This is a genomic window from Bradyrhizobium sp. CCBAU 53415, from assembly GCF_028128735.1.
Classification (GTDB): Bacteria; Pseudomonadota; Alphaproteobacteria; order Rhizobiales; family Xanthobacteraceae; genus Bradyrhizobium.
The window spans coordinates 336,458-356,127 of the sequence record NZ_LBJF01000001.1; the positions used below are offsets into that span (position 1 = coordinate 336,458).

Below are 19,670 nucleotides of genomic sequence, written 5' to 3' on the forward strand. Positions count from 1 at the left end.
TCAGGCCTCCTCGGATTGCTGTCGACGCGCGCCGCCGGAGACCCCCTGCTCCAGCAGCGCCACCAGCTCGCGCGCACGTTTGTCGGATGTGTGCTGATCCATCGTACGCTCGTAGGCTCGCCTGGCGATGGACTGGAGGTCGGCGCTTGACAGCGCCAACGCGGCCAGAGTGTCCTGTGCATCGCGGGCGATCAGGATCTCCCTGTCAGGTGTGAAGAACTCTTCGATGCCGGGCCAGTCGTCGCTCAGGAGCGGAACTCCGCAGGCCGCCGCCTCGAACAGACGGCCGGAGGGGCACCAGCCCATCTCCGCCATGGCCTTGCGCGTGACGTTGAGGGTCAGGCGAGAGGACGCAAAAAATGGCGCGTGCTCCGATGGGGGCAGATGTCGCACAAAGTAGATGTTGGGCGACCATGGAAAGTCGTCAGGATATTGCGCTCCGCCGATCAGGAAGCGCAGGTCCTGCCGGGCTCGCGCCGGTTCGACGAAGAGCGCCTCGAGCCCGCGCTGGCGGTCTTCGGAGTAGGTCCCGAGATAGGACAGATCCGCGCGATAGTGTGGCTCGAGCGGCACCGGCCGATGAACATCGCTATCGACGTGGCCGTACAGGGGACGGATATTGCGGGCGCCGAGCCGGTTCCGAAATTCCTGGACGACGCGAGGTCCGCCGGTGAAGCTGAGGACGAGCGCGAAATCGCGTAGACCTCGCGCGCCGATATAAGGCACAGCTTCACCGGCCATAAGCCGCGCCAGCGTGATCGGAGTATCCAGATCATAGAAGACGGGAATGGCGCGCCCTTCGGACATGATCAGGTCGGTGGCCGCAATTGCGTCGGGACAGTAGGACGTCACGATCGCAACATCTGCATCCGTGACGTCACTGCGGGCGAGGGAGCGGGTCTCCTCCCAATTCGAAAAAAGCCGCAGCAGCCCACCGGGCAACTCATTGAAGTCCCGGGCACCTGCATAATAGGGTACGTCGCGCTCGTAGAAGACGACGGTGTGGCCGAGACGTGTGAGATGCTTGCAGAGACCGCGCCACAGCGTCGCGTGGCCGTTGCCCCAGGACGAAGAGATGGTCAGGCCGAAAATGACGATTTTCACGCCGGCACCCGCTGATTGATGCCGATGATCCTGAATCCGCGTCGATCGGCACGGAGGGTGCTGACGCTCGAAGGATCGACCGTGATCGAAAGAAAGTCGTCGAGGCGCATGCGCGCGTAATGCAACAGCGCCGAGCGAATGGGTTCGGCGTGGCTGATTGCGATCACCGAGTCCGCAAGCGGATCTGAGCGCAGTTGCTCCAGATGACGGACGACGCGGGTCTGGAGCGAGCGCATGCTCTCGCCTCCGGGTGGGCGAGTGCTGCCGCGACGGCTGTTCCAGCGCGACCATTGCGGATCCTCACGGAGTTCCTCGAAAGACCGGCCGGTCCATTGGCCGTAGTCGAGCTCGTCGAGAGCAGGAACGATCTCGATTGGCAGTCCGAAGCGCGCGGCCAGGATGCTGGCCGATTGCATGCAGCGCCGCTGCGGGCTCGACTGGATCAGCGTCGGCCGGGGGCCTAGTCTGGCGGCACAGCGCGTCATCTCCTCGCAGCCGATGTCGTCGAGGGTGACGCCGCTCATCCGGCCGCAGAGCGTGCGGTCGAGCAAGGCATGGTGACCGTGGCGCACGAGATGAATGATCCTCGTCATCCGCTGAACACCTTGTCATCGATGAAGGCGCGGGTCCGCCGTCCCGCCTCCTCGTCGGTGAACTGCTGCGGCGGTGATTTCATGAAATAGCTGGAGGGACCCGTCAGGGCGCCGCCCTGGCCGCGATCCATGGCAAGCTTGGCGCAGCGGACCGCGTCGATAACGACGCCCGCCGAGTTCGGGGAGTCCCACACTTCGAGCTTGACCTCGGCGCTCAAGGGCACCCCACCGAAGGTCGTGCCTTCGAGCCGGATGAAGGCGAGCTTGCGGTCGGTCAGCCACGGGACGTGGTCGCTCGGGCCAACGTGAATGTTATCGGGGTCCATCGGTACGTCGAACTGGCTGGTGACGGCCTGCGTCTTGGAGATCTTCTTGGAGGTCAATCGCTCGCGTTCGAGCATATTCTTGAAATCGGTGTTGCCGCCGACGTTGAGCTGATAAGTGCGGTCCAGCCGCACGCCGCGGTCGCGAAACAGATTGGCGAGCACGCGATGCAGGATGGTGGCGCCGACCTGGCTCTTGATGTCGTCGCCGACGATCGGGAGCCCCGCCTCTTCGAACCTTCGTCGCCAATCCGGATTGGAGGCGATGAAGACGGGAATGCAATTGACGTAGCCGCAGCCGGCTTCGATCGCGCGCGCTGCGTACCATTCGCTTGCGCGCTGCGAGCCGACGGGCAGGTAGGACACCAGCACATCGGTTCGAGACATGGCCAGCACTTCTGAGACGTCGGCCTGCGGACCGTCGGCGACCGGAACATCATTCTCGAGATAGTGCCCGATGCCGTCCATGACCGGGCCACGCTGAACGATCACGCCGGTCTGATCGACGTCTGCGAAGTGGTGCGTGTTGTTCGGCTTGGCAAGGATGGCATCGGCGACATCGCGCCCGACCTTGCCTGCGTGAACGTCGAAAGCCGACGCGATCTGGATATCGCTGATGTGATACCCGCCGAGATCGACATTCATCAGGCCGGGAACGGGCTCGTTCGACTTGGCATTTCGATAATAGGTGAGACCCTGGACGAAGGAGCTTGCGCAGTTGCCGACACCGACGATACCGACGCGCACCCGGCGCCTGTCCTGAAGACGGGAATGCATTGACGAAAACCTCCGGGAAAGACGCAAGGGCATCGGCGTAAGTAGATCGGCGAACGTGCCGGAAGGTATGTTCGTTCCTGCGCTGGGGATGCCGTGCCGGCGGCGTGGATCGATTCCCGGCAAGAAAATGCAGCAAGCTTAACCTGGGATAGAATCTGCCGGTGCGAGTACGGAACGAATATCATCCAGGTTGAAGATGAAGAAGATGATGATGGTCGGCGTGCACGAGCTCCTCGCGCCGGTGAAGAACAAATCTTCCCGACCCGCGTTTCACCGCAGATGGTCCGATGCGACGCCCTGACGGTGCCGGGCCTGCAACGAGCGAGGTGTCACATGACGTCCAAGACCCAGAACAGCGAAGCCGAGCAGACCACCGATCACGCTGCGATCCGTAAATGGGTGGAGCAGCGCGGCGGACGGCCGGCGACGGTCAAAGCGACCGAGGAAGACGGACATGCCGGCATCCTGCGTATCGATTTCGATCCGCCGGATGAAGGGCTCGACCGGATCGGCTGGGACGAGTTCTTCGATAAGTTCGACGAAGCGGGCATTGCATTTCTGCATCAGGACCGGACCAAGGATGGCAAGCTCAGCCGGTTCCACAAGTTCGTCCGCCGCTAGCCGGGTTGCCGGTCGTGGCAGGCGACTGGGTGGAGGCAATGCGCGCGGGCGATTTTGCGCGCGCGTGGACCATCAACGACCGTGATCTTGCGGCGGCGTCGCATCCGGCCAAGCACACGGGCCCGCGGCATCTCCAGCGCATCTGGCGCGGGGAGTCTCTCACGGACAAGCATGTTCTCGTCCGGTGCTATCATGGGCTCGGTGATACGCTCCAGTTCCTGCGTTTCATGCAGCCTCTCCGTGGCGTCGCGCGCAGCGTTACGGTGTGGTGCCAGGCTGGGCTCTTGCCGCTGGTGGAGCGCACGCGAGGCGTGGATCGTGTGCTTGCGCTCCATGAGGGGACGCCTGAGGCGGACTTCGAGGTGGATATCGAGATCATGGAGGTTCCGCATGCGCTGAAGGTCGGGCGAGAACGGATCGAGATGCGCGCGCCCTATCTGACGCTGCCGCCGAAAAGCGTTGCATCCGTCGATGGCGATGGCCTGGCTGTCGGCCTGGTCTGGGAGGTCGGTCAATGGGACAAGCGGCGCGCAATTCCGCCCGGCTTGTTGGGACGCCTTGCAGCTCCCGGCGTTGTGCTTCACTCGCTTCAGGCAGATGTAGCCCAGGAAGAGCTCGCGCAGACCGGTGCGCGCGACATCAGCACGCCCGACATCGCGGCGCTCGGCCATCTGCTCCGCCGGCTCGACCTGGTCATTTGCGTCGATACCATGATCGCACATCTGGCAGGCGCACTCGGATGCGAAGCCTGGGTGCTGTTGCATGCCGATTGCGACTGGCGATGGCCCGCATCCGGGTGTCGCTCGCTCTGGTATCCGAGCCTCCGGCTATTTCATCAAAGGACCGCCGGGGATTGGGGCGCCGTGATCGCGGAGGTGCGCGAAGCATTGGTGCAGCGCGCTAAGTCCGCGCCAAGAGACGCGTGACCATCATCAGGCCAGCGCAGCGACGCCTTTAGCTGGTCCCAATGGCGTTGATCGCACACCCTGGTCCCGCGGCCGCATGCCGAGATAGGCGGGATCGAAGCGCGCCAGTCGCACCAGTCCCGGCCAGTCGGAGATCGTCAACGTCTTGCCCTGCCATTGCAGCAGGTTACAGCGGCGCAGTTCCTGGATGGTGCGGTTGGCATGGACCGGGGAAATGCTGCAGGCTGCGGCGAGGTCGGATTGGGTGAACGGTGAAGCCAGCTTGAAATCCCGGGCGAGCCCGACATTCTGCAGGCGTGTCGTGATCTCGCAGAGCAGGTGTGCCACCCGCGTCAGGGCGTCCCGACTGCCGAGGTTTATCGTCCAGTTGCGCTGTATGGCCTGGTCGCAAAGCAGCATCAGCAGCAAGGTACGCGACGTCGCAGGCGAGCGCACCGACAATTCGCGAAAGAAGCGATGCGGCACCAGCGCGACCACGGCGGGGCCGAGCGCAATGAGGTTGCCTTGGATGCGCGGCCTGTACAACGTCTGTAGGTCGGCGATGTCACCGGGAACCGAGATCGACGTGATCTGCCCATCCGTTCCCTCGGCGTCCTGCCAGGACAGATAGCCCTGGAGCAGCAGGCAGCATTGATGACCATCGTCGCCGTGGCGCAGGATGGCCTGATGTGAACTGAAGTGCGCGATCGTGCTCGGCATCTCTGCCAAGATGTCGAGGTCGCCGGCAGTTAGCTCACCTAGGCTCGCCAGATGGTCGGCGAGCTTGGAGAAAGTAAATCCAGTCTGCATTGGTCGTCCAATCGCTCGTCACTCGCGCACTTTGGGGCAAGTCGCAAAAGGCGCGCATTTGCCTTTGATACATCCGAGCGGATTGTGAGGATGGAGGTTGAATGGAGGTCGATCAATATTCCCGGCATCGAACCGAGCCCCGTGGCGAAGGAGTTAAGTTAGCTGGTTGAGCTTTTTGAGCGGATTGATCTCTCTCGGTCTGTCCTGCTCATCGCGACCACGCGCCGCTTGGGCCTTGCCATCTTCGTACAGCGATTGGTCGCCGATGACCTCGCCCAGCGTTTTCTTGGCCTTGCCGACGATACGTTCGTTGAGATCTTTCGCTCTGCCCATTGCCGATCTCCGAAGTCGCCGCTGCCCCGGCGCCTGAAGGGGGAAAACGCCGGGGCGCGGTTTCGTCCAACACGCTTCCGGTGATGGGGCATGCCGGAAGCGTGGGTGAGACTCTCGGTGCGGTAAATGGTTCCTGAGCTCTTACCTGGGCTGCAGCGTGATGATCACACCTTCATTGCCGCGAAGCAGGATCGAGGCCTCCGGCAGCGATCTCGGCGCTTGGTCAAGATCGGTCGACAACAGCAGGTGCCCGCTGCCTTGCCAATGCCACTTGCGTGGCTCGGCGGCGATGTTGAGCGCGACCAACATCTCCTGTCCGTTCGCGACGCGCCTGAAGGCAAGCACGTCGCCCTGCGATCGCAGTGGTTCGTAGCGGCCTTGCCGAAGGCAGGCATGTTCGCGCCGCACTGCCATCAATGCGCGGAACAATGCCAACGTCGACCGCTCGTCGCTTTGCTGATCGGTGACATTGGCCGAACCCTCCGGATCAAGCGGCAGCCAAGGGGCGCCGCTCGTGAATCCGCCATTTAAGCTGGCGTCCCACCGCATTGGCGCTCGCTCGGGATCGCGGCACAGGCCGAAGCCGGGCACGAGCTTTTCGAAGGGATCGCGGATGCGATCGGGCGGTATCGGGACGCGCTTGCGGCCGATCTCGTCGCCCATGTAGAGGAACGGCGTGCCCTTCAAGGTCATCAGGAGCATTGCCAGCACGCGCATCTGCGCTTCGCCTATCTTGCTCGCGACCCGCTGCTTGTCGTGACCGCCGATCACCCATACCGGCCATGCTCGTTCGGGCAGGGCGTTAAAATACGCGTCAATTGCCGCTTGCAGCGACAACGCGTCCCAGGGTGTGTCGAGCAAGGCAAAGTTGAGAGGCAGGTGCAAGCGCGGCCGCTCCGTGCCGTAGAAATGCCCGATGCGATCGGTCTTGCCCTGGACTTCACCGCATAGCAGCCGCCCGGGATACTCGTCGATGACGCCACGCATGAACTCGATGCAGTGCATTGTTTCGGGCCGGTCGTCGGTGAACACCGGCGTCTGGCGTTGCGGTGGTGGTTTGCCCTCGGCCTCGGGATTCCGGGGATTGTCGCGCAGATGCGCGTCCTTGATTAGGACGGCGCTGGCATCGACACGAAATCCGTCGACGCCTCGATCCAGCCAGAATCGCATGACGTCGGCCATGGCCGCGCGTACCTCGGCATTGCGCCAGTTGAGGTCGGGCTGCTCGACCAGGAAAGAGTGGTAGTAGTACTGCCGCCGAGCTTCGCACCATTCCCATGCGCTGCCGCCGAAGCGGCTCAGCCAATTGTTTGGCGGGCCGCCGTTCTCGGCGGCTTCGGCCCAGATGTACCAGTCGGCTTTCGCGCTGTTGCGTGAACTACGGCTCCCGACAAACCATTCATGATCGTTCGCGGTGTGATTTGGCACGAGATCGAGAACGAGCCGGATGCCGGCCTCGTGAAGAGCGGCGAGGAGCTCATCGAAAGTGCCGAGAGTGCCAAAGGCTGGATTGATCGCGCAATAATCGGAAATATCGTAGCCGAGATCGCGAAACGGGCTGTTGTAGATCGGCGTAAGCCATACCGCATCGATCCCCAGCCATTTGAGGTAGTCGATACGCGATTTCAGGCCGGCAAGGTCTCCCTTGCCATCGCCGTCGGTATCCTGAAACGAGATCAGCGCGACTTCGTAGACGACCGCGGATTGCCACCACGGGCTCTCGTCGTGCGACTCGTCAGTCATCGTGTCGTTCACCTCGTATGGCGATGCATCTCCCGCCGCCCTGTTACGAGACATCCAAGTGCGGAAGGGAACAATGGTTGCTATGGCTGTCACGATCGTCGCCCGGGGGCTCATCGGGTGGATCCTTGCCTCGGGCCGAAAAATCCGAAGTCTTTAACTTTTTGAAGTGCGGGAACCCGACTTCGGTCGCAACCTATGAAGGTTACCGGTTTGGGGCGCCCCAATCCGGCATGTGCCGGCCCGGGCGCCATACCTCCCGCCGGGGCCATTTTCTCTCGGACGAGCAAGCCTCGGGAATGCCAATGACCGCCAAACGTAGCCGTAGGAAACAGACCCAACCACTTCAACAACGACTGATGTCATTCGCCGAAGCCGCCCGGGAGCGGGCGCGTCGCATGCCTCCGGGCAAGGAACGCGAGATGTTATTGCGCAGTGCCAAGCAAAATGAGGTGGCCTCAGACCTGACCGAATTGTTGAGCGCTCCCGGCTACCGACGATGATGATGCCCGCCATGAAGCATAATCGCGCGTTTCAGATTGATCCCGATGGTCACGTCTTCGGCTGCATCAATCTGGTCTGTGGCGACGACGATCAGGCCAGGCGTGAGGCGGCCGCGCTCGTGCTGGTGCATCGTATCGAGCTGTGGCGGCTGGACAAGCGGATTGCGCAGTTCGAGCTGGCCTCAGAGATCACGCATCAAGCGGCGGTTGGCCATTAGCGACAAGGTGGAGCAGGCGCGGTCGTCGACAAAGATTGCCGTCTACGCCGCGTTGATTGGCAACGTCCCTCGTTGCCGTCACCAAGATCGGGGCGGCGCTATGGACTGGTAGCTCGTCAATGACGAGCGAGGCCCTTCATTCGGTCGTCGATACCTCCAACGAGGCCTTGCTGCTCTATGGCTATCGCCGGGCAACCCGGCCCCCGAACGAGGCGAATCCGCTTGGTCACGGTCGCGAACTCTATTTCTGGAGCTTCATCGTTGCCCTGCTGATCTTTGCGCTCGGCGCCAGCGTCTCTTTCTATCAGGGCGTAGTCCATGTTCTACGGCCCCAACCGATCGAAGATCCCGTGGGTCAGCTACATCGTGCTCGGATTGTCCTTTCTGTTCGAGGGTGCGTCCTGGTTGATTGCTCTACAGCGCGTTCGGGCGGGCGGTCGAAGATTCGGCTACTACGAGGCATTCGTCCGCAGCAAGGATCCGCCGGCCTTCATGGTGCTGCTGGAAGACAGCGCTGCGCTCATCGGAATAGTCATCGCCGCTGCCGCAACGGCGGCCGCGGTCTTGCTGAAGCAACCGGTCTGGGACGGTGTTGGGTCCATCCTGATCGGCGTTCTGCTCGGGATCGCTTCCATCGCGCTCGCGCGCGAGAGGAAGAGCCTTCTGATCGGTGAACCGGCTGATCCCGATCTCGCGCGGTCGATCCTTGCCGTGGCGCGACGGTCCCCCGGTGTGCTTCGCGCCAACGGCTTGCTGACGGTGCAGCTGTCTCCAAGCGAGGTAGTTGCGGCCCTCAGCATCGAGTTTCGCGGACGACAAGCGGGCGAACGAGATCGAGCAGTCGGTCGTTGCGATCGAGCACGACATCCGAAGACACCATCCGGAGGTCGCGGCCATCTTCATCAAGCCGCAGACCGAGGCCCGATACCGCAGGGTGCAGGCGGATCGCTTCGGCGGCGAGGAGGCGTAGGAACCCTCACATCGTCCGCCGTTCGAGGGCGTTCACGATGATCAGAACGGCGAGGACGGCGACCAGAAAGCTTCCGGCAGATATTGTTCGCTGGGGGCCTCGTTTTCGGGGTGTTCGCATGGGCAAGGTCCGGATGCCGTCTGTCAAGCGATCGCGCATCGCGGGGTTCCTACGCTTGTTCGCCCCGCACAGGAGCGACCTGTCGGCATTCGATCAATAAATCATTCGGTCGTTAACAATGTTGAATCCCAGGCAGCCCGGACTGAATTACCGTGACGTACTTCCGCTGGAGGCGGCTCGCATGTTCGACACGGAGACAACGGCGCTATTGCGCGCCGTGCTCGAGGAGGTTTGTGAAAGCCTCTCGCACCGGGAGATCGGGGCCCGGACCCACGTCGCCTCGAAGCTCCTGGAGGCGGCGACAAGAGGACAGATTTCCCTCGACGACCTCAGGCAGGCAGGTTCCAGAGCTCTGTCGGAAGTCTCGGGCATGCGGCTGCAATGATCTGAGGAACGAGCGTCACCTCCGGGGATTTGGACAGGATCCTCACGGAACGAGGCTCATGCAAAGATTCGACACGGCCGTATCGACTGCCACCCTCACGAGAGTGACGGACGACATCTGGATCGCGGACGACGCGCCGATCAGTGCGGCGGGTCTGGTTCTGCCCATTCGTATGACGGTCATTCGGCTCTCGAATGGTGACCTCGTGCTGCACTCGCCGGTGCGATATTCGCCCGCCCTGCGCGCCGAGCTCGAGTGTCTGGGGCAGATCAAATGTCTTGTGGCGCCGAATGTCGCGCACTGGATGTTTCTGCCCGCATGGCAAAGGCATTTCCCGCAGGCAACGACCTTCGCGGCGCGAGGCCTCTCGGCGAGGAAGCAGGTGCGCGAGGCAGGTTTGCGCATTGACCGCGAGCTCGGCGGCACAACGCCGGAAGAATGGTCGTCGGAGCTCGAAACCATCACCGTGAACGCGCCAATGTTCTCGGAAGTGGAGATATTCGACAAGCGCAGCCGCACATTGATCCTGACGGATCTCGTGCAGAACCTCGAGTCCCAGGATCGTCCCGTGTCAGAGCAGGCTGCTGTAAACCTGCTCGGCAACGCCAAGCCTGACGGCAAGGCGCCGATCTATTTGCGGCTGCTGTTGCGGCTCGGCGGCCGGTCGGTCCAGGCGGCAGCCGAACGGCTGGTGAGCCTCGAGCCCGAACGGGTCATTTTCGCGCATGGGGACTGGTTTCGTGCGGGGGCGACGGAGCAGCTACGGCGGTCGCTGCGATGGCTGCTCCCCGTGGGTGCCGAGCAAGCTCGGCCGCGACCAATGGCCGGCACACGCGTCGTCATAACGGGAGCTTCCAGCGGCATCGGCCGCGCTGCGGCGCTGGCGTTTGCGCTGAGAGGTGCAAGTGTGGTCCTGTCGGCGCGGCGCGGGGAAATCCTGACGCGCCTTGCGGAGGAGTGCGAGGCGCTGGGAGGCCGTGCCTTAGCCGTCCCCACCGATGTTACCGATGCCGAAGCGGTGCAGCGATTGGCCCGGCAGGCCGAAGATGCATTCGGCGGGATCGATGTCTGGATCAACAATGCCGGCACGGGCGTGTTTGGGGCCTACCAGGACGCCGATCTTGCGTTGCATCGCCGGACCGTCGAGGTCAATCTGCTCGGAACCATGAACGGTGCGTTCGCGGTCCTTCCGATCTTCTTGCGCCAGAACCGGGGTATCCTGATCAACAACATTTCGCTTGGCGGCTGGGCCCCGACGCCGTTTGCAGCCGCGTACACCGCAAGCAAGTTCGGACTGCGCGGGTTCACGGCGAGCCTGCGCCAGGAGCTTGGCGCACATCCCAACATCCATGTCTGCGGCGTCTTCCCGGCGATGGTGGATACGCCGGGCTTCGTTCACGGCGCCAACATGTCGGGCAAGAGGCTCGACCCCGGCCCGCTGCTCTACCAGTCCGAGGACGTCGCTCAGGCGTTCCTCAATCTGGTCCGTGCGCCGCGCGATGAAGTCGCCGTCGGTTGGCCCGCGCGGGCTGGTCAGGCGGCTTACGCCGGCGCGCCGAAATTGACGGAGAACCTGTTGGGAGGCGCATTCCGGTTGCTTCTGTCGCGTGCGCGGCGCGCAGCAGTGAGCGAGGGAAGCATGCTCGAGGCGTCTGCGCCCGGGGCGTCGGTGGATGGAGGTTGGCTGGTGCGGAAGCAGCTGCCACCGGCCGGAGTCATCAGTCAGGGGCTTGCGGTTCTGGGGCTGGCTGCGGGCGTGGCTCTCCTTGCCTCAGCGGTTGCCCGTCCGCGCCGACAGATCCGGACGAGGCGTCGCCAGGCATAGACAAGCCGGCCGGCGCGCATCACGGCAACGCATAGGCCCGCACGTAATCGCCGAGCTTGGTTCCGAACGAACCGTGGCCGCCATCGACCGTCACCACATACTGCTTGCCGCCGGCCTCATACGTCATCGGCGTCGACTGGCCGCCGGCCGGAAGGCGATCCTGCCAGAGCTGCTTGCCGTCGTTGACGTCGAAGGCCCTGATGTAGTCGTCCATGGTCCCGGTGATGAAGATGACTCCGCCTGCGGTCGCGATCGGTCCGCCCAGCATGGGAACGCCGAGCTTGAACGGCAGCGGGAGCGGAGCCTGATCCCGGATCGTGCCGATGCGGTGTTGCCACACCACCTTGTGCGTCTTGAGATCAATCGCGGCGATGTTTCCCCAGGGTGGGGCAAGGCAGGGGATGCCGAGCGGCGACAGGAAGATGCCGAGGTCGACACCGTAGGGAGCCCCGTACATCGGCTGCACCCCGAGTTCGGTACCAGGCGGATGGGCGGCGTTCGGCGCTGCCGGATTGTCCTTTCCGCGCCGCACGAGGCGGGACACGAAGGCGATCGATTGCGGGTTCGCGATCGCGATCCTCGGCCGCGCGTTCACCGCGCCACGGGCTTTTGCGGATCGTCGCGGCGTTGGGCGGCTTCCGTGTTGCGGTCCAGTTGCGCGCGCTCACTGCGGCGCAAATGGCCGGATCGTCTGACACCGTACCAGATCGCCGCGCCAAGGATGAATGCGCCGATGAACCACAGCCACAATGCAGTGGCCGAGACGTCTCCCAAAAGCATGCCGACGCCGCTATTGCCCATTTGTGCGCTCCGGTTAGATATGCAGGCAATGCGTGCGTGCTGCGGTCGTTCCTAAGCGCGGCAGGGCGGGGGGCATATCGAGAGGGGCTGTGATCAGGATCGGTGTGATTTCGGATACGCACGGGCTGCTGCGGCCGGAGGCAGAGCAATGCCTTGCCGGGGTCGCGCACATCATCCACGCCGGCGATATCGGCGCCGAGCATGTGCTCGACGGGCTGCGCAGGATTGCGCCGGTCTCGGCCGTCCGGGGGAATGTCGATACCGGCGACTGGGCACGGAACTATCGGGATACGGAAACCGTGCGCCTCGGCCGGCTCGACTTGTACATCCTGCATGATCTGAATGAGCTCGGGAGCAAACCTGCGCCCAACGGCGTTGCTGCCGTGATCTGCGGTCATTCGCACCGGGCGAGCGTCAAGAGCATCGACGGGGTGCTTTATCTCAATCCCGGGAGCGCCGGGCCGCGGCGATTCAGGCTTCCGATCACGCTGGCGACGCTCGATGTCGACGAGAGCGGCGAGATTCGACCGATTGTGCACGCGCTCGGCTAGTCCCAGACGCCGTTGAAGCGAATCGGCTCTTCTTACTCAAAGTGAGCCAAGTTAAAAGTCTGCGCTGGAAGTTGCTCCATGATTGTTTTTGGAACGATCTGATAGCTTCGCGTTATCTATCATCATCGGCAGATTCTCATGGGCGTCGATGCTGAGAGTGTAGTGCTCCCGCCTGACAGGCCGGAGTGGTTTGCACCATTCGGGTCTCGAAATGGAGCATCCGATGCCCGCAAACCTGGCTTCCGCATTGATCACAAAGCTGTCCGTGTCCAACAATCTGGACGCTGAGGACATCCGCGCCATTCACGGTCTTCGGATTCGCGAACGGCATCTCGATGCCGGCGAGGTCATTGTCGCCGATGGAGACTGGCCAAGCGACTGCTGCCTGATCGCGGATGGATTTGCGTTCCGCTCCAAAACGACGGCGGATGGCGAACGACAGGTCCTCTCCATTCACATACCGGGAGAGATCCCCGACCTTGAAAGCCTTCATCTCAAGGTCATGGATCATGACCTTGTCACGGTGACGCGGTGTACGCTCGGCTTCATCGCCCATGACGACCTCAGAGAGATCATCCGTCGGCGCCCGAACCTGGCATCGGCACTCTGGCGCGAAACTCTGATCGATGGCGCAATCTTCCGGGAATGGATCGTCAATGTCGGACGACGCGAGGCGACGCCGAGAATGGCTCACCTCCTGATCGAATTGCACCGGCGGCTGAAGGCCATCGGGCAAACGCGTGATGGAGAGTTCGGCTTGCCCATCACTCAGACCGACCTCGGCGATTGCCTTGGCCTCTCGGTGGTGCACACCAACCGGGTGCTCCAGAACTTGCGAAAGGAAGGACTGGTGTCAGTGAGCAGGTCGGAGTTTCACATCCTCAAGCCCAAGGAGATGGACGAGCTGGCAGGCTTCGACTCCACTTACCTGCATCTCAGCCCCAGCACCTAGGAGAGTCTCTGAACTCGCACATCGATGCGGTAGAGTGGATGGCCGCCCCGGTGAACCACAAGGGACCAGTCGCCGCCAGTGGAGCTGAGAGTCGTTTCGATATCCCTGACAGTACGGACGGCCTGATGCCAGGCCGCCTCATCGTCCGGCAGCTCTTCGCTGTCAGAGAAAACGCCGCCGTCGGAGATCATGAAGGAGTATCGGGTCATCCGGTTGAACGGCTGGAACACGCGGCGCGTTCCTAACCGTCAGTTTTGGATTTGCACCAAGATGTTCGATCGACGGGCAAGGAACGCTTCCGGTCGCCTTCGGTTAGCGGAGTAATATCCGGAGCAGTTCCATGACCGAATATCCCAAGCCGCCCTTTCCCGCCCAGCAGCAACCGATGCCCGGCTCGACCCGCGCGATGAACCCGCGGCCGGATCACGGCGAGGAGAGCTACAAGGGGTCGGGTCGTCTCGCGGGCAGGAAGGCTATCATCACGGGCGGCGACAGCGGCATCGGCCGCGCCGTCGCAATTGCCTATGCCCGCGAGGGGGCGGACATCGTCATCGCCTATCTGAACGAGGATGAGGACGCGGCCGAGGTCAAGGCGCTGGTGGAGCGGGAAGGGCGCAAGGCGGTCCTGATTGCCGGCGACATCAGCAATCCCGATCATTGCCGTTCCATCGTCCATCGGGCGGTCGAGGAACTCGGGGGCATCGATATCCTCGTCAACAACGCGGCCCATCAGGCGACGTTCAAGGACATTCAGGACATCAGCGACGACGAATGGCAACGAACGTTCGAAGTGAACATCCACGCCATGTTCTATTTGACGAAGGCCGCCGTCCCGCACATGCGGCCGGGCGCGGCGATCGTGAATACGGCTTCCGTGAACTCGGACATGCCGAACCCGAGCCTGCTTGCCTATGCCACGACCAAGGGGGCCATTCAGAACTTTACCGGAGGGCTTGCACAGATGCTGGCCAGCAAAGGCATTCGGGTCAATGCGGTCGCCCCGGGACCGATCTGGACGCCGCTCATTCCGTCGACCATGCCCGAGGAGTCTGTCAAGAATTTCGGCAAGCAGGTGCCGATGCAGCGTGCAGGCCAGCCGGCGGAGCTTGCGTCGGCCTACGTGATGCTGGCCGACCCACTCTCGAGCTACACTTCGGGAGCTACTCTCGCCGTTACCGGCGGCAAGCCATTCATCTGAGCCGGTTCGCCGCCTACGCCGCGTTCGACGCTGATCGTGCCCACAGTGTAATGACGTAGACGGCGAACGCGATGATCATTGCCAGGCTCACGACGGCAATACTGATCAGCAGCTTTCCCATGGCCCTCCACGTTGTCCGGGGAACATCAATGGAATACCCGCGCTTCCGTTCCAAGGTGCCGGGACACAATCGTTTGCTCTGCACCCTTGGCAAACTCGTGAGCGACTTTGCCCGGCGAGGCAGGACGCTGTCGGACGTCGCGGATGATGTCAATCTACAGGTGTTTTGCCCGACGGGTCAAATAAGATTCGTAAAATCAGAAGTGATTGCCGGGGCGGTCCCAAATCATTGATCTCATTGTCAGCGGCTACTGTGCATGGGGTTGTTTTCGCAAGATCGATTGGAACCGGGACGGGCAGGGAGCAGTTGCCAAAACCCGCCAACGAAAGATCTCCCATGGACCTGAGAGACGCCTCCGCAATGACCGAAGCATCCGGCCTTACCGAGCCCGACGTTGGCAGCGCCTCGCCGGAAATTGGCGGCGCGAGAACGGAGACGCCGCAGCATGGACACCCTGCGAAGGCCGCCACAACGCTCATAGCCGAGCAACTGCGGGAGGCCGCCATGGCGGCGCCGCTCCGATCGTTGGCTGCGGCGTTCGTGATCGGCGTCCTGGTCGCGCGGCGGCGCTAGGCGGGATAGCGGGTGGCGGCGAAAAGCACTTTGCGGAACGCGTGGCTTGCGGAACGCGTGGCGGGTCGTCGCGCCGCAGCATTGCAAGCGGAGTTAGGAACGTCTCCTCCGGCGACTGGTTTTCGAGCCGGTCACGGGAGAACAGCATGGATGAGAACGATCACACCACCGCACGGTCACCCCAGAACAGCGCTGTCGGCTGGGCGGTCGGCGCAATCTTCGTCATAGCGCTCGTCGCGGCCGTCTTTTTCTACAATGGGCGCGACGTCGGGCATCAGGCCACCACCACGACTCCGACCAATGCTCCGAGCGTCACGACGGGGTCGAGCTCATCAAACAAGTGAGCCCGCTCATTCCATCTATCGCGAGCAAAAGCGACGAGCATCGCGTGAAGTGTGGGTGATGCGAAGCTGACGGGATCTCCCTTTGAGGCAGATCCCGCCAGCCAGAAGCAGGCGTAGCGTCTATTCCGTCCGCTCGACGGCCGCCGGCATCTTCGCAATAGACATCAGCGAACGAGCGACCTGGTTCAACAGCTGATCGGCATTCTCTTCCTCGGCGAGGGACTTCGACAGCAGGCTGACGACGGCGCTATGGCGCAGTTGCTGAGCGAGATTGCGCGCGGTGGTGTAACCGGCGATCTCGTAATGCTCGACCCGCTGCGCCGCACCGATCAATGCGAGGTCGGCAGCAGCAGCTTCCTTCTCTTCGCCTTCGTCCATGATTTCCTGACCTTCCTCGACCAGGCCCATCATGCCCTTGCAAGGCTTGGCCCGCGCGGTCTTGCCGAGCATTTCGAAACACTCGTTGATCCGCTCGATCTGTGCCTCGGTCTCGGCGAGATGCTGCTCGAACAGCTCCCGCAGCTGATCGAAGCGCGCGGCTTCCGCCATCTTGGGAAGTGCTTTCGTCAGTTGCTTCTCTGCGTGAAGGATGTCGCGGAGCTCCTCGATCAGGAGGTCGCCAAGACCGGCTTCGTCAACCGGCGGAGAGCTCTCGGTGACGATCGCGTTTGCCGGGCCAGGCTCGCCGGCCTGAATAGCAGGCGAGTCGGTGAAGACCCATTCGCCTCCTTCATTCCACGGTCCGCGCGTGTCGATCTCCCCGTGATCGCCGGTTCCCGTCGAATCATTGAAGAACTGATCGACGAGGCCGGGGGTCGGGGCGATCCGGCCGATGCTGAATGCCGGCTTTGACATGCTTTCGAGCGCCAGCGAGAACGCCTTCATGTGCGTGATCTCGCGGGTCATCAGGAACTGAAGCGCATCCTTGGTGCCGGCATCGTCAGTGAAATTGATCAGCCGCTCGTAAACAATCTTGGCTCTCGCCTCTGCGGCAATGTTGCTCCGAAGGTCGACATCCAGCTCGCCGGTGATCTTGAGATAGTCGGCAGTCCAGGCATTGCCCTGCGAGTTGAACAGGTTCACGCCACCGCCCCCCGCAATCGCGATGAGCGGATCGGCTTCGGCGGCCTGGCGATCGAATTTCGATGGCTTGAGATGCATGCGAGCGAGCGTGCCGACGACTTCGAGATGGCTCAATTCCTCGGTGCCGATGTCCATCAGGAGATCCTTGCGATCCGGATCCTCGCAATTGAGCCCCTGTATGGAGTATTGCATGGCGGCGGCAAGCTCGCCGTTGGCGCCGCCGAACTGCTCGAGAAGCATATTGCCGAAGCGGGGATCAGGTTCGTCGACACGGACGGTGAACATCAGCTTCTTGACGTGATGATACATGGATTGCCCTTTAGGTTGCGAGGAACATCCGTTCTCGAACCAGCGTGCATTGGGGTTGTTCCTATCTGGCTGGAGTGCGCCGGCGTCCGTCCGGCATGACGCGCTGGCCGCCAAGGCGAAGGGGATCGGTCCACTCCCGGAAATCCAGATGTCAACACCGTCACCGCTCGTCGGGTCCGGGACACCGGCGGCGGCCGCTAGGGATCGGCTGGGACAGTTTGCCGTCAATTATGACTGCGCGCGCTGAACATGTGAGCGCTCGTTCTCGACGTCCTCGGCGTCTTGCTCGTCGATCTTCATGAGCGAGTTGTCAGCTGCCCCATGCACCTTCAGGAGCTCGTCGAGCTTGGCGTGCAGGGCCTGGGTATCGCGATGCTCGGCCCGCTGAATGAGAAGCGTCATTCCCCAGGTCGCCAGCGTCGCAAAGGAATGCCACTCGAGGCCGTTTCCCAAAGTGATCCAACAGACCGCATACACCAGATAGAGGACGAACGCGGCGGGCCTGGCCGTGGCCACGCCGATCTCCGTAAGCCAACCTTTGGGATCGGAAAGGGACATGCGGGCAAACAGCACGAGAAGGGCAGATGTTCCCTTCGACGGTCGACCGCCGCAATCCAGCGCGAGCGCCGCCGTAGCCCGTTTGGAATCCCGATCTCGTCAGGAGGTGACACCAGCAGCCGCGTGCTGGGTCATCTCCTTCGCTCGATCTTTCGCCGCTTGCAGCCCCTTACGGAAACCGCTGCGGCTGGGATACAATTTGCGCCGCGCGTTCCGCGGGGGGCGCCCCGGCTTGGTGTCCTGTGCAACCCGGTAGTCGAGCATGGCGATCCCGCCGACCACGAGGAGCGCCAGCGCGATGTTGCCTTTCTTGGGATTGTCGGAGGTCAGGCCCGACAGAAGTGCAGCCGCATCCAGACCGTCTCCACCGACGCGGGCCCACAGCCCCGCGTTCTTGTCGACCGAGAGTGACATGACCCCGGCGAGGATTTCACGCACGCCGAAAGCACGGACCATCATCTCATGGCCCTGCATTCCCAGGGTTTCCGTGACGCGCCGAGGCGCGACGAATTCCATGATCCCAAGACCGATACTGAACCAGCCGAGCGCGCGTGCAAGTTGATCCTGCGGCCGCTTCAGGCTCGGTCCGCCTTCTACGAGCTTGGGATCGCCCTTGGAGCGTACAATATTGGAGAGATGAAACATGGTTGCTCCTTCAGGGTTTCAGGACGACTTTGACGCAGGAATCGCGCTTGTCGCGGAACACCTGGTACATTTCGGGACCTTGCTCGAGCGGCACGGTGTGGGTGATGACGAATGAAGGATCGATCTCGCCTTGCTCGATGCGGCGAAGCAGATCGTCGGTCCAGCGATTGACGTGGGTCTGCCCGGTGCGCATCGTCAAACCCTTGTTCATGAACGCGCCCATCGGGAGCTTGTCGGAGAAGCCGCTATAGACGCCGGGCACCGAGATGATTCCGCCGGGCCGGCAGACATAGATCATTTCCCGCAGCACATGGGGCCGGTCGCTCTCGAGCATCATCATCTGCTTGGCACGATCGAGCAGGGTGTCCGGCCAGGACGCCATCACGTGGGATTCCATCCCGACGCAATCGATGCACTTTTCCGGACCTTTGCCGTCGGTCAGCTCCTTGAGCCGCTCGAGGACACTCTCGTTCTCGAAATTGATCGTTGTCGCGCCGGCGGCTTCCGCCATACTGAGCCGATCGGGCAGGCAGTCGATCGCGACCACTTGATTGGCGCCGAGCAGGATGGCGCTCCGGATCGCCATTTGTCCGACCGGACCACAGCCCCAGATCGCGACCGTATCGGTCGGTACGATGTCGCATTGGACGGCGGCCTGCCAGCCTGTCGGGAAGATGTCGCTGAGAAACAGCAGCTGTTCGTCCGGAATGCCTGCGGGAACCTTGATGTGCGTGGCATCGGCAAAGGGCACGCGCAGATATTCTGCCTGCCCGCCAGGATAGCCGCCCGTCAAGTGGGTGTAGCCGAACAGCCCTGCGGTCGAATGTCCGAACACCTTATCGGCCAGGTGCTTCTTGCGGTTGGTGGTCTCGCACACTGAGAAATTGCCGCGTTTGCATTGATCGCACTCGCCGCAAATGATCGTGAAGGGAACGACGATGCGGTCGCCCTTCCTCAATTTGCCGTCGACGCCGGTGCCGACTTCGACGACTTCGCCCATGGTCTCGTGGCCCATGATGTCGCCGGGCATCATGCCGGGGATGAAGTTATGGAAGAGGTGAAGGTCCGAGCCGCAGATTGCGCAGCTCGTAACCCTGATGATCGCGTCGCGCGGGTCCTGAATTTCCGGATCGGTGACGGTATCACACCGGATATCCTCCTTGCCGTGCCAAACCAGCGCCTTCATTTTCGTTCTCCACCTGAGCTACGAGCCATCTAAGTCCAGAATGGAACGATAGTTGCTATTGCTGCTGCAAATCTTCGCAGCCGATTGCGGACGTTTGGATAGGAACGAGCTGGACCCGGAGC

The 19,670-nt window shown here is 62.5% G+C and carries 23 protein-coding genes and 2 pseudogenes; 12 read left to right on the forward strand and 13 right to left on the reverse strand.

The features are described 5' to 3' along the window. Genes XH87_RS01440 through XH87_RS01450 form a run of 3 tightly spaced genes read right to left on the reverse strand, consistent with a single transcriptional unit; the run spans window position 1 to window position 2,797 of the window. Window positions 1-1,104 (reverse strand): CgeB family protein, encoded by a 1,104-nt coding sequence (locus XH87_RS01440; protein ID WP_035711939.1) that lies wholly within the window; start codon window positions 1,102-1,104, stop codon window positions 1-3. Next, window positions 1,101-1,697: a histidine phosphatase family protein gene (locus XH87_RS01445; RefSeq protein ID WP_035711937.1), complete on the reverse strand. Its 597-nt coding sequence runs from the start codon at window positions 1,695-1,697 to the stop codon at window positions 1,101-1,103. The genes XH87_RS01440 and XH87_RS01445 overlap by 4 nt, the downstream gene beginning before the upstream one ends. Then, window positions 1,694-2,797 carry an inositol-3-phosphate synthase gene (locus XH87_RS01450; RefSeq protein WP_271585892.1) on the reverse strand — a complete coding sequence of 368 codons (1,104 nt, stop codon included), beginning with the start codon at window positions 2,795-2,797 and terminating at the stop codon, window positions 1,694-1,696. The genes XH87_RS01445 and XH87_RS01450 overlap by 4 nt, the downstream gene beginning before the upstream one ends. 333 nt (window positions 2,798-3,130) lie before the next feature. On the opposite strand from XH87_RS01450, the gene XH87_RS01455 reads away from it, so the two are divergent. Beyond that, window positions 3,131-3,418: a hypothetical protein gene (locus XH87_RS01455; protein WP_271586565.1), complete on the forward strand. Its 288-nt coding sequence runs from the start codon at window positions 3,131-3,133 to the stop codon at window positions 3,416-3,418. Between the two features lie 38 nt (window positions 3,419-3,456). Beyond that, window positions 3,457-4,344: a hypothetical protein gene (locus tag XH87_RS01460; RefSeq protein WP_271585893.1), complete on the forward strand. Its 888-nt coding sequence runs from the start codon at window positions 3,457-3,459 to the stop codon at window positions 4,342-4,344. A gap of 6 nt (window positions 4,345-4,350) precedes the next feature. Here XH87_RS01460 and XH87_RS01465 read toward each other — a convergent pair whose 3' ends face one another. The 3 genes from XH87_RS01465 to XH87_RS01475 form a co-directional block, all read right to left on the reverse strand. After that, window positions 4,351-5,133 (reverse strand): Crp/Fnr family transcriptional regulator, encoded by a 783-nt coding sequence (locus XH87_RS01465; protein WP_271585894.1) that lies wholly within the window; start codon window positions 5,131-5,133, stop codon window positions 4,351-4,353. Between the two features lie 153 nt (window positions 5,134-5,286). Next, window positions 5,287-5,466, reverse strand: a complete 180-nt coding sequence (locus XH87_RS01470) for a CsbD family protein (protein ID WP_271585895.1) — start codon at window positions 5,464-5,466, stop codon at window positions 5,287-5,289. 141 nt (window positions 5,467-5,607) lie between these two features. Continuing rightward, a complete protein-coding gene (locus tag XH87_RS01475; RefSeq protein WP_271585896.1) occupies window positions 5,608-7,209 on the reverse strand; it encodes an alpha-amylase family glycosyl hydrolase in 1,602 nt (533 codons plus the stop codon). A 302-nt stretch (window positions 7,210-7,511) separates the two neighbouring features. Between XH87_RS01475 and XH87_RS01480 the strand changes: the two genes are divergently transcribed. From XH87_RS01480 to XH87_RS01500, 5 genes and pseudogenes are all read left to right on the forward strand, one after another. Continuing rightward, window positions 7,512-7,709, forward strand: a complete 198-nt coding sequence (locus tag XH87_RS01480; RefSeq protein WP_081492530.1) for a hypothetical protein — start codon at window positions 7,512-7,514, stop codon at window positions 7,707-7,709. Continuing rightward, window positions 7,706-7,927: a hypothetical protein gene (locus tag XH87_RS01485; protein ID WP_271585897.1), complete on the forward strand. Its 222-nt coding sequence runs from the start codon at window positions 7,706-7,708 to the stop codon at window positions 7,925-7,927. Before XH87_RS01480 ends, XH87_RS01485 begins: the two co-directional genes overlap by 4 nt. Further along, a pseudogene (locus tag XH87_RS01490) lies at window positions 7,923-8,897 on the forward strand (cation diffusion facilitator family transporter). Before XH87_RS01485 ends, XH87_RS01490 begins: the two are co-directional and overlap by 5 nt. 301 nt (window positions 8,898-9,198) lie before the next feature. Then, on the forward strand, window positions 9,199-9,402 hold the full coding sequence (locus XH87_RS01495; RefSeq protein ID WP_035711919.1) for a hypothetical protein: 204 nt from the start codon (window positions 9,199-9,201) through the stop codon (window positions 9,400-9,402). Window positions 9,403-9,460: 58 nt separating this feature from the next. Further along, on the forward strand, window positions 9,461-11,227 hold the full coding sequence (locus XH87_RS01500; RefSeq protein ID WP_271585898.1) for an SDR family oxidoreductase: 1,767 nt from the start codon (window positions 9,461-9,463) through the stop codon (window positions 11,225-11,227). Between the two features lie 19 nt (window positions 11,228-11,246). Here the strand turns inward: XH87_RS01500 and XH87_RS01505 are convergent. Then, window positions 11,247-11,807: pseudogene (locus tag XH87_RS01505) on the reverse strand (outer membrane protein assembly factor BamB family protein); the annotation flags it as partial. Between the two features lie 11 nt (window positions 11,808-11,818). After that, the gene (locus XH87_RS01510; protein ID WP_271585899.1) at window positions 11,819-12,028 is read right to left on the reverse strand and encodes a hypothetical protein; all 210 of its coding nucleotides are present in this window, start codon (window positions 12,026-12,028) and stop codon (window positions 11,819-11,821) included. 89 nt (window positions 12,029-12,117) lie between these two features. Between XH87_RS01510 and XH87_RS01515 the strand changes: the two genes are divergently transcribed. Then, window positions 12,118-12,579: a metallophosphoesterase family protein gene (locus XH87_RS01515; protein WP_271586566.1), complete on the forward strand. Its 462-nt coding sequence runs from the start codon at window positions 12,118-12,120 to the stop codon at window positions 12,577-12,579. Between the two features lie 211 nt (window positions 12,580-12,790). Then, window positions 12,791-13,531 carry a Crp/Fnr family transcriptional regulator gene (locus XH87_RS01520; RefSeq protein WP_271585900.1) on the forward strand — a complete coding sequence of 247 codons (741 nt, stop codon included), beginning with the start codon at window positions 12,791-12,793 and terminating at the stop codon, window positions 13,529-13,531. Here XH87_RS01520 and XH87_RS01525 read toward each other — a convergent pair. Further along, window positions 13,528-13,761 (reverse strand): DUF6894 family protein, encoded by a 234-nt coding sequence (locus XH87_RS01525; RefSeq protein WP_035711865.1) that lies wholly within the window; start codon window positions 13,759-13,761, stop codon window positions 13,528-13,530. The genes XH87_RS01520 and XH87_RS01525 overlap by 4 nt on opposite strands. Before the next feature lie 110 nt (window positions 13,762-13,871). Between XH87_RS01525 and XH87_RS01530 the strand changes: the two genes are divergently transcribed. The 3 genes from XH87_RS01530 (at window position 13,872) to XH87_RS01540 (ending at window position 15,767) form a co-directional block, all read left to right on the forward strand. After that, window positions 13,872-14,729: an SDR family oxidoreductase gene (locus XH87_RS01530; protein WP_035711863.1), complete on the forward strand. Its 858-nt coding sequence runs from the start codon at window positions 13,872-13,874 to the stop codon at window positions 14,727-14,729. Window positions 14,730-15,210: 481 nt separating this feature from the next. Continuing rightward, on the forward strand, window positions 15,211-15,423 hold the full coding sequence (locus tag XH87_RS01535; RefSeq protein ID WP_271585901.1) for a hypothetical protein: 213 nt from the start codon (window positions 15,211-15,213) through the stop codon (window positions 15,421-15,423). Between the two features lie 146 nt (window positions 15,424-15,569). Further along, entirely contained in the window at window positions 15,570-15,767 is a 198-nt protein-coding gene (locus tag XH87_RS01540) for a hypothetical protein (RefSeq protein ID WP_271585902.1), read from the forward strand. Between the two features lie 120 nt (window positions 15,768-15,887). Here XH87_RS01540 and XH87_RS01545 read toward each other — a convergent pair whose 3' ends face one another. The 4 genes from XH87_RS01545 to XH87_RS01560 form a co-directional block, all read right to left on the reverse strand. After that, window positions 15,888-17,159 (reverse strand): DUF892 family protein, encoded by a 1,272-nt coding sequence (locus tag XH87_RS01545; RefSeq protein ID WP_271585903.1) that lies wholly within the window; start codon window positions 17,157-17,159, stop codon window positions 15,888-15,890. 228 nt (window positions 17,160-17,387) lie between these two features. Next, complete coding sequence (locus tag XH87_RS01550) at window positions 17,388-17,675, reverse strand: low affinity iron permease family protein (RefSeq protein ID WP_271585904.1); 288 nt, start codon at window positions 17,673-17,675, stop codon at window positions 17,388-17,390. Window positions 17,676-17,816: 141 nt separating this feature from the next. Continuing rightward, the gene (locus XH87_RS01555) at window positions 17,817-18,362 is read right to left on the reverse strand and encodes a hypothetical protein (RefSeq protein WP_271585905.1); all 546 of its coding nucleotides are present in this window, start codon (window positions 18,360-18,362) and stop codon (window positions 17,817-17,819) included. Window positions 18,363-18,372: 10 nt separating this feature from the next. Beyond that, window positions 18,373-19,548 (reverse strand): zinc-dependent alcohol dehydrogenase, encoded by a 1,176-nt coding sequence (locus XH87_RS01560; RefSeq protein ID WP_035711850.1) that lies wholly within the window; start codon window positions 19,546-19,548, stop codon window positions 18,373-18,375. Window positions 19,549-19,670 lie beyond the last annotated feature (122 nt).